At 58.2% G+C, this 14689-nt stretch carries 17 protein-coding genes, 1 tRNA gene and 1 other RNA gene; 11 read left to right on the forward strand and 8 right to left on the reverse strand.

The annotated features are described in order from the left end of the window. Nucleotides 1-2: 2 nt before the first annotated feature. The 8 genes from WCT10_01935 to WCT10_01970 form a co-directional block, all read right to left on the reverse strand. Nucleotides 3-728 (reverse strand): hypothetical protein, encoded by a 726-nt coding sequence (locus WCT10_01935; protein ID MFA6603586.1) that lies wholly within the window; start codon nucleotides 726-728, stop codon nucleotides 3-5. A 27-nt stretch (nucleotides 729-755) separates the two neighbouring features. Then, nucleotides 756-1205, reverse strand: a complete 450-nt coding sequence (locus WCT10_01940; protein ID MFA6603587.1) for a hypothetical protein — start codon at nucleotides 1203-1205, stop codon at nucleotides 756-758. Nucleotides 1206-1291: 86 nt separating this feature from the next. After that, the gene (locus WCT10_01945; protein ID MFA6603588.1) at nucleotides 1292-2401 is read right to left on the reverse strand and encodes a DUF5667 domain-containing protein; all 1110 of its coding nucleotides are present in this window, start codon (nucleotides 2399-2401) and stop codon (nucleotides 1292-1294) included. Next, nucleotides 2382-2915 carry an RNA polymerase sigma factor gene (locus tag WCT10_01950; protein MFA6603589.1) on the reverse strand — a complete coding sequence of 178 codons (534 nt, stop codon included), beginning with the start codon at nucleotides 2913-2915 and terminating at the stop codon, nucleotides 2382-2384. The genes WCT10_01945 and WCT10_01950 overlap by 20 nt, the downstream gene beginning before the upstream one ends. 212 nt (nucleotides 2916-3127) lie before the next feature. Then, a complete protein-coding gene (locus tag WCT10_01955) occupies nucleotides 3128-3409 on the reverse strand; it encodes a GIY-YIG nuclease family protein (protein ID MFA6603590.1) in 282 nt (93 codons plus the stop codon). A 379-nt stretch (nucleotides 3410-3788) separates the two neighbouring features. Then, nucleotides 3789-4180: a transfer-messenger RNA gene (ssrA, locus tag WCT10_01960) on the reverse strand. 73 nt (nucleotides 4181-4253) lie between these two features. Then, nucleotides 4254-4694: an SsrA-binding protein SmpB gene (gene smpB, locus WCT10_01965; GenBank protein ID MFA6603591.1), complete on the reverse strand. Its 441-nt coding sequence runs from the start codon at nucleotides 4692-4694 to the stop codon at nucleotides 4254-4256. 60 nt (nucleotides 4695-4754) lie between these two features. Then, nucleotides 4755-6629 (reverse strand): DUF2723 domain-containing protein, encoded by a 1875-nt coding sequence (locus WCT10_01970; protein ID MFA6603592.1) that lies wholly within the window; start codon nucleotides 6627-6629, stop codon nucleotides 4755-4757. Between the two features lie 203 nt (nucleotides 6630-6832). Here WCT10_01970 and infC point away from each other — a divergent pair, with 203 nt between their 5' ends. The 11 genes from infC (at nucleotide 6833) to WCT10_02025 (ending at nucleotide 14684) form a co-directional block, all read left to right on the forward strand. Beyond that, entirely contained in the window at nucleotides 6833-7330 is a 498-nt protein-coding gene (infC, locus tag WCT10_01975) for a translation initiation factor IF-3 (GenBank protein MFA6603593.1), read from the forward strand. A gap of 96 nt (nucleotides 7331-7426) precedes the next feature. Beyond that, complete coding sequence (locus tag WCT10_01980; GenBank protein ID MFA6603594.1) at nucleotides 7427-7606, forward strand: 50S ribosomal protein L35; 180 nt, start codon at nucleotides 7427-7429, stop codon at nucleotides 7604-7606. 27 nt (nucleotides 7607-7633) lie between these two features. After that, entirely contained in the window at nucleotides 7634-7981 is a 348-nt protein-coding gene (gene rplT, locus WCT10_01985) for a 50S ribosomal protein L20 (protein ID MFA6603595.1), read from the forward strand. Between the two features lie 453 nt (nucleotides 7982-8434). Further along, nucleotides 8435-8803, forward strand: a complete 369-nt coding sequence (locus WCT10_01990) for a hypothetical protein (protein ID MFA6603596.1) — start codon at nucleotides 8435-8437, stop codon at nucleotides 8801-8803. An 87-nt stretch (nucleotides 8804-8890) separates the two neighbouring features. After that, entirely contained in the window at nucleotides 8891-9721 is an 831-nt protein-coding gene (locus WCT10_01995; protein MFA6603597.1) for a hypothetical protein, read from the forward strand. A gap of 237 nt (nucleotides 9722-9958) precedes the next feature. Beyond that, nucleotides 9959-10213 (forward strand): GIY-YIG nuclease family protein, encoded by a 255-nt coding sequence (locus WCT10_02000; protein ID MFA6603598.1) that lies wholly within the window; start codon nucleotides 9959-9961, stop codon nucleotides 10211-10213. A gap of 100 nt (nucleotides 10214-10313) precedes the next feature. Beyond that, nucleotides 10314-10391: transfer RNA gene (locus tag WCT10_02005), tRNA-Asp, on the forward strand. A 308-nt stretch (nucleotides 10392-10699) separates the two neighbouring features. Further along, nucleotides 10700-11527, forward strand: coding sequence for a hypothetical protein (locus WCT10_02010; GenBank protein ID MFA6603599.1), 828 nt, complete (start codon nucleotides 10700-10702; stop codon nucleotides 11525-11527). A 156-nt stretch (nucleotides 11528-11683) separates the two neighbouring features. Continuing rightward, the gene (locus WCT10_02015) at nucleotides 11684-12400 is read left to right on the forward strand and encodes a hypothetical protein (protein ID MFA6603600.1); all 717 of its coding nucleotides are present in this window, start codon (nucleotides 11684-11686) and stop codon (nucleotides 12398-12400) included. Between the two features lie 420 nt (nucleotides 12401-12820). Then, the gene (locus WCT10_02020; protein ID MFA6603601.1) at nucleotides 12821-13756 is read left to right on the forward strand and encodes a hypothetical protein; all 936 of its coding nucleotides are present in this window, start codon (nucleotides 12821-12823) and stop codon (nucleotides 13754-13756) included. A 121-nt stretch (nucleotides 13757-13877) separates the two neighbouring features. Continuing rightward, nucleotides 13878-14684: a hypothetical protein gene (locus tag WCT10_02025; GenBank protein ID MFA6603602.1), complete on the forward strand. Its 807-nt coding sequence runs from the start codon at nucleotides 13878-13880 to the stop codon at nucleotides 14682-14684. The last annotated feature ends 5 nt before the right edge of the window (nucleotides 14685-14689 follow it).

Raw genomic sequence — 14689 nt, forward strand, 5'->3', positions numbered from 1 at the left:
CGTCAGCGCGGAACATAATGGATGAGAAAGCGCATCCGGCCTGGTTCGAGGACGATCGAATTCAGTCCGCCGAGACCGGACATGGCCGAAGTCAGAGCCTCCCCGATCACCCGATCCAGCACGGAAGCGAAAAGTCCGGACAAACCGTCGGGAATATCGAGAGCGCCGAGGCGGAGACCGGTGACCTTGATCTTGAGCTGGCCATTCTGGACCACGGGTTCGATATCGGCTCGAACGGTCGCCTGCCGATCAGGACGGTCGATCAAACCATAAAACTCGAGATGTCCGGGATCGACAGCAATCTGGGTGCCGCTCAAAGCAACCGGCAACTGGGCGCCGGCCGCAGCCAAGGATCCGCGGATAATGGTCGTGAGCTCGGCTTCGCTGAAACTGATCTCCAGCGACTGCAGCAGGGCGTCGTATTTGGACTTAAGCGCCGCGGTTTTGGCGATCTGCTCCCCGGTCGAGCCGACGAGCGGCAGGACCTGGCGCGCAGGCTGCGATGGTTCGTACAACCAGCCCGTCAGGACCGGGACCGTGACCAGACCGGTCTTCGCGACCAGGGCGGCCGAAAGCAAGAGCGGCACGGCAACAGCCAAAAGTTCCAGCACCAAGCAGCCGGCGCAACCCAAAAGCTTCTTGCGGCGCTGTTCGTGATGGATCTCCGTGAGGATCTCTTTTTTGAGCGCCTCGCGATCCGACTGATCTTCGTTCTCGATCCTGGTCATAATGGATGCGACAAACCGGCGGCGGATCTATTGGATCAGCCAAGAATTTTCACCGAGCAGATCGCGGGTATTCGCGAGCACCAACTTCTGGTCGGCTTTGGAGCCTGACATGGCCCGACGCCATTGTTCGAGCAGCAGGACGCAGGACAGGTGGATGTTCTGGTCCGCTCCGGGGACACGGAGGCGCAACAGCCGCTCCTGGGTCTTATCGATGAGATCGACGAAGATCGGATCGATCGCGGTGAACGCGGTCTCGTCCAATTTCTGCGCCTGAACAAAAAATGGCGTCAGGACCGAACCGGCGGCAGTGCGGTATTCAGCTTCGCTGGGAGCAGTCACAACTTCGGACGCCGGAGCTTCGGCAACGGGCAAAACCCGCAGATTCAGAACGCCGTAACCGATGCCCGCGATCACCGCCAGGCCGAAAACCGCGAAGACGGCGAACCGGTTGATGAGCCGATGTTTTTTCTCATCCATAATAGCCATAATATAACAACATCCAGCGTCTTGGTCAAAGCCTTGACCGCGCCTTAAAAAACGCTCAATTGAGCCGCGCTAGGCGGTCAGTCGCGGTCTGAAGCGGCAGCCTCGCGCTGCGGCCGCTCCCAGCGGTCTCCCCGATCGACATTCCGATCGTCGATTCCCGTATCATTGTCGCCATCTTCCCGCAGCGTTTCCCGGCCGCGCGAATGCTCCGGCCATTTCTGGTCCGCGCTGATCAGCATCTTGGCCTGCTGGGCTTGCCGGCCGGCTTCCTGGAACACAGCGAAGGCTTCATTGAATTTTTCCACGATCATGGCTGCGCGGCCGGAACTGACGGCGGCTTCGGCTAGAGCGATCAATCCGCCGGCCTGGTCGATGGTCTTCACGGTCAGACGCGATCGATCCTCTGCGAACTTTTCTTTCACCGCGGTCAATTTCTTCTCAGCGTCGGCCAAGCTGGCCTCGGCGGCCCGGCGGTTGTCGGGAACGGTCACAGCCTGCTCCGAATCGGAGCGGCGGACAGCGGCGCGGCCAGCCTGTTTCTCGGCGGTCTTGATGACATTCGCGGCACCGACGGCGCGCCGATCGTCGGGCTCGGACAACCGGCCGATGACCGCCGCATGGCCGCGCAACGCGCTCTCCAGTTCTGAACCCAACTCAGCCGCCTCGCGGGCGTGGCCGCCGCGATCGATCTCAGCCAGATGTTCCTCGGCGCTGGCTGCGTGGGCGTTGATCCGCTCTTCGATGATGGCGGCCTTGTCCGCATCAAGATCGCCGGCGTCAGCCAGAACCTCGGCTTCTTCGAGCCGACGCTCGGCGCGGCGCGTTTCCCAGCGGACCTGGGCTTCCGGAGTGACCGCCAAAGCCGAAACAACCTCTTCATTAACAGCTAATTTGAAGCCGTAAAGCGCATCGCCAGGCATCGCGCTTTCAGCGGCATAAGAGACTCCGGCGCTACCCACCAGAATCGCGACAATCATGGCCGCGGCCAGGACCGGACGGGCCGAAGACCGCAGTGCGAACGCCGACTGCCGCCAGAACCCGAGCCAGGCGGCGATAAAATTTTCGGACGCGCCGGCCCGCGGACTGGCCGCGTATTCGACCAGACGGACGCGAAGAAACTCGCGTTCGGCTTCGGTCAGAGCGACGCGTTTCGATCGTTCAGAAATATTATTCAGCAGATCTTCCATAGCGCGTTTTATCCAGCGTGAATTCTTTCTTCAAAGTCGCGACGGCGCGATTGATCCGGACCGAGACGACGTTCTCAGACAGACCGGACAACCGGGCGATCTCCTGCGGACCCAGCCCTTCGAGAAAACGATGTTTCAGGACGTCGCGGAAGGCCGGTTTCAGACGGTCGATCGCGGCGACGACGCGGGCCGTTTCCGCGAGCTGCTCGGCGGAACCGGATGCGCCGGTCGGATCAAAACCCTGTTCGAGCAGCGCTTCAAGCGAGTCCGTCTGATGACGACGGCCGGCGTCGATGGCCAGGTTGGTCGCGGTCCGATAAAGGAAGGCTTTGATGTTGCCGATCTCGCCGCCGCGGCACAGGTAGTCCCAAGTCTTCATGAAACAATCCTGGACCAGATCACGAGCCTTCTCGCGATCGTAGACGCGAAAATAACAGTGCCTGAAAATGGCGTCAGCGAGCTCGTCGTACGCCTTGATGAACTGAGCCTGGTTGTCCCCGCTCGTTGGATTCATCGTAATAATATGACGTTTCAAGCAGCCTTATCTTACAGGGCTGATAGGATAATTTAGCTTGGATGGAGGGGGAAAGCAAGGGAGCAGGAGATGCGGAGTCAGGGAGAGACGGAGATGCGGAGATACGAAGTGGCGGAGTCAGGGAGTTTGAGAATGCTGGATTCCCGCCTACGCGGGAATGACAAAAAGAGAGTGCGGGAGTGGTCGGACCATCAGTCGAGATGTCTATAACCTAAACGCGAAAAAGTCACGTCCAGTTGTTTTTTCAAAGCAGCCCGACCATTACCGCCTTTCAGATATCGTTCCCGCCGTGCGGCCTCAATTCTAGTCAAATAAGCCTCGTAATAGATCAACTTCAGCGGCCGCCGGTCTCTGGTCGATCTCACCATGCCCGTACGATGCTGACACCAACGTCTGCGCAGGTCGTCCGTCAGACCCACATAAAGCTGCCGATCCTTCACGCTAAATAATACGTATACGTAGACGTAATGCATACCGCGTTTCCTACCATAAGGCCAAAATCAGGTAAAGCGCCAAGCTGAGCTCGGAAAATACAAAAAACCAGCCGGTGTTACCCGGCTGATTCCCACCACTGAACTCGGCTCGAGCGTTGCAGTGGGCCAGCTCAGCTGGCCGCACCTCGCTCTGATCGCTCGGTTGTTTCATCAGAGAATGCGAAGCTGAGCTTCGCCTTCATCTTTTGAAACCGAGCTGAGCTCGGTGGTGGAGATGGGGAGATTTGAATCCCTCGCTCCGACTCGGGCCCCGGGGCGCTGCGCACCGGTCCGCCCGCTAGCGGGCGGACCTCTCGCGCCCGAGTTCAAATCTCCCCCATAAAACAAAAGCGGACGACTAGCGTCGCCCACTTTTGATTGGTGGAGATGGGGAGATTTGAACTCCCGTCTGGCGAGGTATTTCCCGACACTTCTACAAGCGTATTCCGTTTGGTATTTCGGCTCGGCGGTGAGAAACGGAATAAACCCGCCGGACCTATCCCCTGCAATGGTCGGCCTGTCCGCCGGGGCCGCGGTCAGGCTCTGTCCGATAGATGACACCGGGATCCCGCTTATCGGACGTCAGCGGGGCCGATGGGTTCGCGCGTTACGCGAGAACCGGAGCGAATGAAGGCGCGAAGGCGTTAGCCAGGGCGGTCTTCACCCGATTGACCAAGTTTGCACTTGTTCAGTATCCGTTGATTTACGAGGTAACGGACGTCCTCGGCTCGCATGCCGTGAAAAAAACTCCCATCGATGCCTGGCATCCCCAGGCGGCTGATTGGCTGCTTAGCTGACGGCTCATGGCCAATGGCCAACTGCTATCAGCTATCGGGCTAACCAGCTACTTCATCGCGCGGCGCACCTCCCTATCAAGCTCGCGCCTCTTGATCGTCTCCTTTTTCTCATACTGCTTCTTGCCGCGCGCCAGACCGAACTCTAATTTGATGCGCGACCCCTTAGTATAAGCAGAAAGAGGCACTAAAGTCAATCCTTTCTGCTCCATTTTTCCCATAAGTCTCAGCAATTCCCGCTTGTGGAGCAAGAGTTTGCGCGTGCGCCGGGCGTCATACCCCGGCAGCGGTCCGGCTTTGGGGAAAGGCGGGATCTGAGCATTCATGAGCCAGGCCGAGCCGCGATTCAGGGTCACGAATGATCCGGTCAGGCTCATCTTGTCGTCGCGAACGGACTTGACCTCGTGACCCAGGAGCTCCAAACCAGCCTCGAACTTCTCGAGGATCTGATAGTCATAATGCGCTTTTTTGTTCTCGGCCAATCTGGGCATAAAATTCGGCTATCCGCACTGTAACACCGAACACTCCCCCGCTCAATGCCGCGGCTGGCGTCATTCGACCGGGACCGTCGGATCGTCCGCGATGAGGCCGCGATCCTTGAGGACGGAAAAACGGTGCGCGACGAACCCTTGGTAATCAGCGCTGCCCGGGACGAGGTCGTAACGCATGGCGCGCGTGAGATCGTCCAGCGAGCGCTGGCTGTCGGCCGTGGCCTCGATGGCGCGGGCGGCCTTGGCATAAAGAACGTTCGCAACGAACTGGCGCAGCGCGGGCTGATCCGCGAGTTCGGCTTCGGCGGGCAGGACTGGCGGTTCGAAACCCGGACCAGGATCGCGGCGCGTGCCGTCACGCAGGAACTCGAAATGCAAACCGTCGGCGCGCGACCGCCAGCCGGACACCAGCGAATCCGCGGCGAAAGTGAGGAAGAGCGGCCGCCCGGCGAAACGCTCGTCAGCCAGGACCGCCGCGAGCAGCCGCTTCTGCTCGACGCGCAGATTCGCGTCGTCATACGGCACCGGCAACACCGGCGTCGTGAAGCAGCTCATGCCGGAATCCTCGACGATCGTCACGTCGGGACGCAGATGCTCGACGACGCGCAGATAAGCCAAAGAGAGAACAACCGTGTCGTGGGTGAAGACGCCGCCTTTGACCACGAGCACCGCGTCCGGCGGCAAAGTTTCGAGAACGCGGCGGCTGTAAGCCTCCACGAAACCGTCGGAATAAGCCGCGACCTGGACCAGATTGTTCGCGATGAACAGGATGGGCAGCGCCAAAAGAAAGACCGCCGCGGCCAGCCGCAAGAACAGCCGCCGCCCGGGCTCAGTGAGCGATCGCACGGCCGCGGCCGCGCCGACGGCAGCCAAGACAGCCAGGAACAAGTAGCCGCCGACCGAGTAGACCCGCGCCAGATATTCAGTAGTCTCGTTCAGGGCGGAAGCGCGCAATAATTGGGTGAGCGGCGCTCCGAAAACTATGCCGAGCGACGCCAGACCCGCGACCCAGGCGACCCGAAGACGGCGCGTCCGCAGCAGCAGGAAACCACCGACGGCGGCCAAGCCGATCACGAGCGGACCGAGATAGACGGCGAGATGCCAGAAAGACACTCCGACCAGACTAATCTTGTTGTAGGACAACAGGCCGAAATCCTGATGGCGGCGGAACACCAGGTCCAAAAATCCGCTCAAGCCTTCAGCCGGCTGAAAGATGAAAGGCGCTCCAAGCCAGGCAGCCAGCGGCAGATACAGATACGGTGAGAGACCGAGCGCCAAGCCGCCGACGGCCGAGCGCCAGGCGTGACCAGATGTCCATGCGCGCAGCTCAATCAAAACGGCGGCGAGGATGACGAGCGGCAAGGACGCGGCGGCCAAAAAAAGGTGGTTGGCGCCGGCCAGGCCGACGAATAAGAAAAACCAGAAGAGCCGACGAGGGCTGGAAGCCGCGGCGTAACGGATCAGCATGACCACGACCAGGGAGAGCAGCAAGGCGTGCAGCGGGTAGACCTGGGCATAGAGCGCCTGACCCCACCAGACGCTGGAATACGCCGCTTGCAGCAATATCGAGGCGATGGCGATCTTCTCCAGCCAGCTCACGCTCCCCCGAAGCGCGAGATAGGCGCGCTCGGCGATCCAGTAAGCCGCGGCCACGGCAGCGGCGGCGCAGACGGCGGAGAACAACGCGATCCGCCAGGGTATCGTCCCGAACGGCAGCCAGGAAAAGACGTGAGCCAGAAGCACGTAAAGCGGGTAGCTTGAGGGATGCGGGATCCCCAAAACCGCCGCGACCGTGACGAACTCGCCGCTGTCTTCGAAGGACACCGTGCGCGGCAGGGTCGGCAAATAAGCCGCCAAAGACAAAACGAACAAGACGACCGGAACAAAGACGGTCGAACGCCCCAGATCAGCCAATTTCTGCCTCAATCGATCCATATCACTGCCCATGATATAACAAACCGCGGCAACTGGTAACTAGCAACCAGTCACTAGTGACTAGTCGCTGGTGGCTCGCGGGCTTTACAGTTGTCCAAAAATGGCCTAAGATAGCCTCCATAATCAACGTAGTCATCTTAACCCCCACGGCCTTGCGCATCTCCAGGAGACGTTTCAAACCCAAGGAACCAGCAGTCATCTTTTTGATCAACGAACAGATCCGCTTCCCCGAACTGCGCGTCATCACCGACGACGGCGAACATCTGGGCGTGATCACGTCCGCCGAGGCGCTCCAGAAGGCCCGGGAACGCGAACAGGACCTGGTGATCATCCAGCCGAAGGCCGAACCGCCGGTCGCCAAGATCATTGATTTCGGCAAATTCAAATACGAGCGGGACAAGGAGATCCGCAAGCAGAAATCCAAGGTCAAGACGGTCGAGGTCAAAGGCATCCGCCTCTCGGTCCGCATCGGCGAACACGATCTGAACATCCGTAAAGACAAGGCCAAGGAGTTCCTCGACGACGGCGACAAGGTGAAAGTCGAGATCATCCTGCGCGGCCGCGAGAAACGGCACGGCGAACTAGCCCAGAAGATCATCGAGCAATTCGTGGCCGCGGTGAACAAGGAAATGCCCGTGAAGGTCGAGCAACCGATCACTCGCCAGGGCGGACAGTTGACAAGCATCATCGGCAAAGCGTAATATCCTGGCGTTGCCGCTCAGCGCGGCTGGCGGGCCCAGAGCCCGTTTTAATGCCTTTTGAGAAGCGGACGAGATCACGAACCGCTGACCAACGTTATGAAAACCCACAAAGCCATCTCGAAAAGATTCAAGATCACGAGGACCGGCAAAGTCCTGAAGCGGGTCGCCGGACAGGACCATTACAATTCCCGCGAGCCGGGCAAGGTCACGCGCAACAAGCGCCGCGACTCGCAGCTCGAGGGCCGGGTCGCCCGGAACGTCAAAAAAGCCATCTAACGCCGCCAACCGTAACACCGAACTGTTATGCCGAGAGTCAAACGCGGAAAACTCCACCTCAAGCGCCGCAAGAACCTGCTCGCCCAGACCAAGGGCTTCATGTGGGGCCGCAAGAGCAAGATCAAGCTCGCCAAGGTGGCCGTCTACAAGTCCGGCAAGAACGCCTACACTGGCCGCAAGCTCAAGAAGCGCGATATGCGCGGACTGTGGCAGACCAGGATCGGCGCCGCCGCCCGGGTCGAAGGCCTGAGCTACAGCAAGCTCATCGGCGACCTGCACAAAGCCGGCATCACCCTGAATCGCAAGTCCTTGGCCGCTCTCGCCGCCAAGTATCCGGAAGCCTTCAAGGCCGTGATCGCCGCGACGAAGAAGTAAGTGACGCAGAAAAAACCGCCCTTAACGGGGCGGTTTTTTGAGAGACGGAGTGCTGGAGAGACGGAGTGCAGGAGTCCGGGGATACGTTCGCGAACGACGCATCTCCGTCCTTCGGTGTCAGGCACCTGGAGTGCCTGACACCGAAGCATCATCAAATGAGCTTAAAAATGATGCCATGACCTAGGGTGCCTGTCCCCTCGGTGTCAGGCACCGGGGACGGACCGCCTTTCGCGGCCCGGCGGTTTTCTTTACGAACGGGAGAGTGCCGGAGTGCTGGAATGCCGGAGGGCTTCGTCACTCCCTGACTCCGTAACTTTATCACTCCCAATCTTGACAAACCGCCTTATTTCTGCTATAGTTAGCCGTTTCAAGAATTGTGCTTGAAACCAGGCCAAAATTTCAGTTCGTTGAAAATTCACGGAACGATCAACCCTTTCAGAAGAGGAGAACGTCATGACCAAAAAGAACGGAACGACACCGTCCGAGATCCAACCAGTCGTAACCGAGGGGGAACCCATGCCGAACGAACGCGAGATCGATGATCTGGAAGCTGGTGCCGAACTTCAACAGGTAGCCGAGCACGAACAGAAGATGAAGCGTGCCGGTCGGACCACCCTCGGCGCTTTCATCATCCTGCTGGTCGGCCTCCTACTCTACGGCATCGCCAGCGTTGTCGACAGCAAGACGAAAAGCGGCGTCACGGTCATCGTCCCGGCCGTCAAAGGCGTCGACGCCTCGGACTGCAGACCGGGACAGTGGCGCGTCGAAGGCAATCAACTGGTGTTCACGGAATGTGCGAAGGCGATGTTCAACGGAAAGTGATCATCGCCTCGCGGGAACCTGCCGACCGCCGGCCAACCGCCGGCCTCGGCAGTCTCCATCCGCCGAGCAAAACGAAAGGAACGGGTCATGAAGATCACGACCAAGGGAACCGACCAGCAAGGTTGCGTGGGAGAACCCCTGCAGCCTCTCCAGGTCTGGCTCAAGGAAGAGTGCGGGCTCATCAACATGCCGGTGCACTTCCGGCTGATCAAGGGTCGCGGAAAATTCACGCATCGCGACGAACGGACTGATTGGTCCGGCGAAGCGATCGCGGAATTCATTCCCGAAGCGGCTGGGCCGTATACGATCGATTGTCTGATCGGCCGCCGCGAACAGAAAGGGCAAACGATGCAGAAAGTCTCGTTCACGGGACAGATTTCCCCAGCAGCACCGCCGAAGTCCGACTTCACAAGCGACATCTCGCAGATGATCGATGAGGAACTGGCTGTGGCGGACCAATCCAAGGTCTCCGCGCCAGCGACGGAATCACCGGCGCCGACATCGTCGTTCGAGACGCTGTTGGCGGCAGAACTGGCGGTCGATGAAGACCTGCCGCCGGCCGAACAGATCGAGCCGGTCGAGCCGCAAGCGCCTCCCCCGCCGGAGACGCCCCCAGCGGAACCCGAGACGGAACCGCTGTCCAAGCCGGTCGAGCCGGAAAATCTCCGGGACCGCGAAGACAATGCGCAATTCCAGAACGAGGACGTTTCGACCCCGAACTGGAAACAGAAGATCGTCTGGGCCGTCATGGCTCTGGCGATCGGCGGTTTCCTGGCGATCATTGCCAACCTCGACCGAAAGGGTCAGCTGCCGACCGCCGGAAACTCCGGAACCGGAAGCATCGACTGCACTCAGGCCGCTGTCCAGGTCGTTGACGGCGACAAATTCGTCTTCAGCGGCTGCGTCAAACAGCCTTAAGTCCAGTTCGGTCCCTCACTAGCCGCCGAGCTCTCAGCTCGGCGGTTTTTCTTATCCGAGCGCGCGGAACCGGCTCTGCCAGGCCGGGGTCTTGATGAAAAAACGTAAATAGTCTACGATACTTTTGCTAAAAGCAGCGGTAGCACATCCGACAACTGATCGCGCGTGGGTCCGTGGTGTAGCCCGGTTAACACGGGCCGCAGTACTGCGGCCAGACCGAGGGTTCGAATCCGCATGATAACCACCCTTTACGTCATCAAAAATACAAAAGGCAACTACTATATCGGAGTCACTGGAGATATTCACCGGAGACTGATCGAACACAATTCGGGAACAAGTCTTGCTACCAGAGGAAGGGGTCCGTGGAAACTGGTGTATACGGAAACTTTCCTTTCGCCGCAAGAGGCGAAAAAACGCGAGTATCAGATCAAGCAAAAGAAACGGAAATCATACATTGATTGGTTGATAAATGCGCGTGGGTCCGTGGTGTAGCCCGGTTAACACGGGCCGCAGTACTGCGGCCAGACCGAGGGTTCGATGCCAATCATCCTGATCAAAACAGAGGTCGTACATCCGACAACTGATCGCGCGTGGGTCCGTGGTGTAGCCCGGTTAACACGTCTCCCTGTCACGGAGAAGACCGAGGGTTCGAATCCCTTCGGACCCGCCATAAAAGAACTGTTCATGTCGAACGGTTCTTTTATTTTGCCGCTCCTGCCCATGGTGTAGCCCGGTTAACACGGGCCGCAGTACTGCGGCCAGACCGAGGATTCGAATCCCTTCGGACCCGCCACGTAAAAACCGCAGCGCAAGCTGTGGTTTTTACGTACCACGTGGACTGCCTGAAAGGTAGTCTTTACGTGGTCGACCACGGGGGCTCTTGACATTTTTTTTTTGCTATCCGCTATACTCCACCCCGCTCACTCAACTGAGCGCCCTAAGCACTCGTTTGGGGCAACCGAAAACAGGAGACGAGAGATGAAATCGCTCATTCAAAAACAAGTTTTGGCCGTCTGCGAAGTGCTTGCATTCTGCGCCCTCACTGGTTGCGGGACCGAAGACGAGACCATTGATCCGGACAACCTTCTCGATTCCGTCGACACCGTCGCGCAAGCCCTGGATTCCGCGCATACGCGCGTAATCCAAGAGTGCTCGCAATCCATGTCCGGCAGCTGGTGGACGTACAACGAGACCAACTGGCCGACGGGGACGACGTACGGGACGTATGCGTACATCTCCAACGATCTGGGAGCGTGGGGAAAGTTGTTGGATAACACCTACAACTACGGAATCAGAGGCTGGTGGACGTCGTGCAGAAAGACAAACTCTCCGCAGACCAACAACTACGGGCCCTGTAGTCTTACGTACGGCGATCTGGACACCGCGAGCCTCTACGATTGCCAAGGCACATGCACGGGCGGCATTCACCATCGTGGCGGACAATGCAAGCCATTCATGAACTTGGTGGCGTACCGCTCTGGCACGTACCAAAACCCGGGCTACGCTTGGAAGTCATTCCCGAACGACGCCACGATCGCGGCAAGCGACCCCAACGGCACGCTCATGCCTGCGGCGACCTATGCGAATATCGTCGAAGGGGATTACCTCCGGCGACCCTACGGACACGCCTTGATCATAGTTCGCAAGATCAGTAGTTCCCAGGTCATCGTGTTGGATTCGAACTGGTCCGGCGGCAACGGGACGGAACAAATCTCATCACATAGCATGGCCTTCGGCAGCGGCGATAGCGACAGCAATCTGGGTGCCTATCGCGTTCTTAAATGCGCATATACGGGCGGATGTTGATGCTCATGTACATATGACGCATTTCGGGGAGGGTTTCATGCCTCCCCTTTTTTCTTGAAAGACACTTACTACGAGATGATCTTGCGACATACTGATACAATTAGGATAATAGAGATAAGAGTGTTAAATGTTTGAGACCGCCTTATGATAAAACGATTGAAAATCACGGTCATCTGCATCCTGACCATCATGGCGCTTGCGCTTGTCTTTGTACGTTTTGCATTACCGAAGCCATCCACGCCAGCGCCCGCGATTACCAAGGCTCCTCCGGTGCCGGCGGGGTCGTTGGTCGATCTCTCCAAGATCGCCTATGACGCTAAGACGACCGTTCCTGGTACTGGGGTTACCTTTTCATACCCGAAAGAAGGCTATTACGGGAAAGGTGCACAGTTGGTGAATCAAGTATGGACATCTGACCTGAATGTTAATCATGCTTCATTTCCCGAAATCGAGAGCCTTTATTTCACTTCACTTCATGACAGTATTTTGAATGCGCAGCAAATCAGTATTCGAGTGTTTCGGCTCGAAAAAACAACGGACATTGAGGACGTATTGAACGGATTGGGAATACCCGGACCCTATTACCCCCTTCCAGGACGTTTCGAATCAATCAATGGAACACGTTACTATCTCCAACCTGGAAAAACCTCGGGCCTCAATCTTTTTATTGTCTACGGATACGACGCGTATACGATCGTAAACGGCCGGCTTCTCATTGTGTCGTTCCAGGGTGGTTTTGATGCAAGCGATGATAATAAGACCCCTGATCTTGTCATGCAATTTCTCTCGCGCCTGGATTTCTCCTGTACGTCTACGTCGGATTGCTCAGTAAATTCATCTCCGATCATTGTATCAAAGGGGAACGAGCAATAGATTTGAAAAACCTGATAAGGATGAGACGCGGCTATTTTAAAATGGAATCGGGCTACATGCCATATCTTGATGCCATGAGCGCGGTTCTAATGTCGTCCACAATGCCCCGCCATCGAAGAAACGCCCGAAGAAGGGCGTTTTTTCGCATCTCGCCAGGATGCCCGGTTAACACGGGCCGCAGTACTGCGGCCAGACCGAGGGTTCGAATCTCCCGCCATGACAGGCGTGGATCCCGCTCACAATATCGTAATAACAGAAAGCGGGACCTTCGGACCCACGCACATCATTGACGCGACCCCTGATCTTTGCTTATCTTTAGCAAGCGAAACGGTTCTTTAAAAATTCATTCATGAGACAGCGCCTCGGGCATAAAGGCCCCCACTCCCGCCGACAGCCGGGTTGTGTCCGGCGCGCTGCCTCATGAAAGAGGAAGCCGCCGGCCGGAGCGACTCCGGCAGATCCAGAACCCAGGAGATGACGATGACGACGCGATCGATCACGTCCATGACCGACGGACAGCAGAAGCAATTCAGAAGATTCATCGAAGACGCCGCAGACAAAGCTCTCGCGGAAACCAGCCTCAGCAAAGACGAACTTCAGAGGCTCATCGCGAACGGCGGCAAATTCCAATCGTCCATCATGGCGGCGATCCGGGAATTCTCCGGCACCCGATTCCTTCGTGAGGAGATCCTCTCTGATTGCACGTACCCGGAAGAATACAAGGGGCCGAAACCGATCTCGGAGCAAGTCGCGATCCTCTTAGAACGCTTGCCGGCACTCGGGAACGCGACATACGACAAGAAGCTGGCCACACGGCCGCTGCCGCCGAACACCGAAGGGTGGTTCGCTATCCCGAGGTGGGAGAAGCTGGGATCCTCCTACACCGATGCCGTGGAAAGAATGTTCAGATCCTTCTGGCCCACGTGGAATTTCAATATCCATCACCGCCCGATCGGAAGAAGCCATCTGCGCCAGCTCGCCGAGACGACGCGGGCCTTCCAGAGACTCGGCGACGAGCAGTTCGGACACGACATCCTCGTCGTCCCCGCCCAATTCGGTCTTCGCCACCGCGGCCGTTCGGCTCGCCGGGCCCGCGAGACGATGAATGTCGACGAATTCGCTCTCGGCGTGTTCGCTGTGGGATGCATGCTTCTGACTCATCCTGAGCGGCAGCAGCTGATCAAGCAGAAACAGCTCCAGGTCGACTGCGCTGGCGACGAGTACGCCATTGATGCTGATCAGTTCTTCTTTGCGCCATCCTTGGCTTTCAACCGAAAAGAAGCTTACCTCGGCGTCTCCGAGGATAGCGCGGTCTACAACGATTTCGGCGTCGCGTCAGGCTTCCTCTTGCTGTAACCGCTCCTTAACCGGCCGCCCGCAACGCAACGCGGGTGGCCTTTTTCTTTTGCGCCAGGATTGACAAGAGCGGTTTTTTATGCTATATTTAGAGCAGTAATTGAATTTTGAGGCCAAAATTATGCTCGAACGTATGACTCCTTCGCAATTCGACATCAACAAAGCGAGCGACGACGAGCTGGCCAAGGCTGTTGAAATTCCCGCCGCGCAGAAACAGGAAACCAGACTGAGCCCGGCTGACCGGGCCCGGCAGGCCGTTTCCAAAGCGAGCCGCGAGATCCTCGATCTGAAGATCCACGGCGCCAAGCAAGGCATTCCGGATGAACTCCAGGAGAAGATCGTCGAGGCGCGGCGCCAGAACGCCATTGCCGAGACCATCGCGGCTGATCCGACTCTGGACGCCGCGGCGGCCGAAACCATGATCGCCGAATACCTGCAGATGCAGGAGACGGAGCACGAGCTCGCCACCAAAAAAAGCGGGCAGATCGACATCTCGGACGCGGAGATCGACAGCCTCGGAGCCGGTCTGGGCGAGGAACTGGCCGTGACCACGGAGCGTTCGTCGGCCGATCAATTGAAACTCGCGGCGAGCGCCGAGAAGCGCGCCATGGACACGGAAGAGAAATTCCAGGCCGACACGACCGCTTTCCGCCAGAACGCCGAGGTCCAAAAATTCGTCGAAGACAACATCCGCGGCGCCGCGGACGAATGGGATACGAACCTGCCGGGCAAACAACTGGAACTGGCCGCACGCCTCGGCAGCAACAACAAGGAAATGACCCACGCCGCCATGCAGGCCATCGATTCGCTGATCAAGGAGAAATTGCAGCGGATCAAGGGAGCTCAAGAGATCGCCGCCGAACCGAGTCTCGATCTCGGCTCAGCCAATGACGACGAACTGGATTCCGCGCTCGACAAACTCGGCTGAAACAA

It is taken from the genome of Patescibacteria group bacterium (assembly GCA_041667185.1).
In the GTDB taxonomy this organism is placed as follows: Bacteria; Patescibacteriota; Patescibacteriia; order SG8-24; family SG8-24; genus JBAYFM01.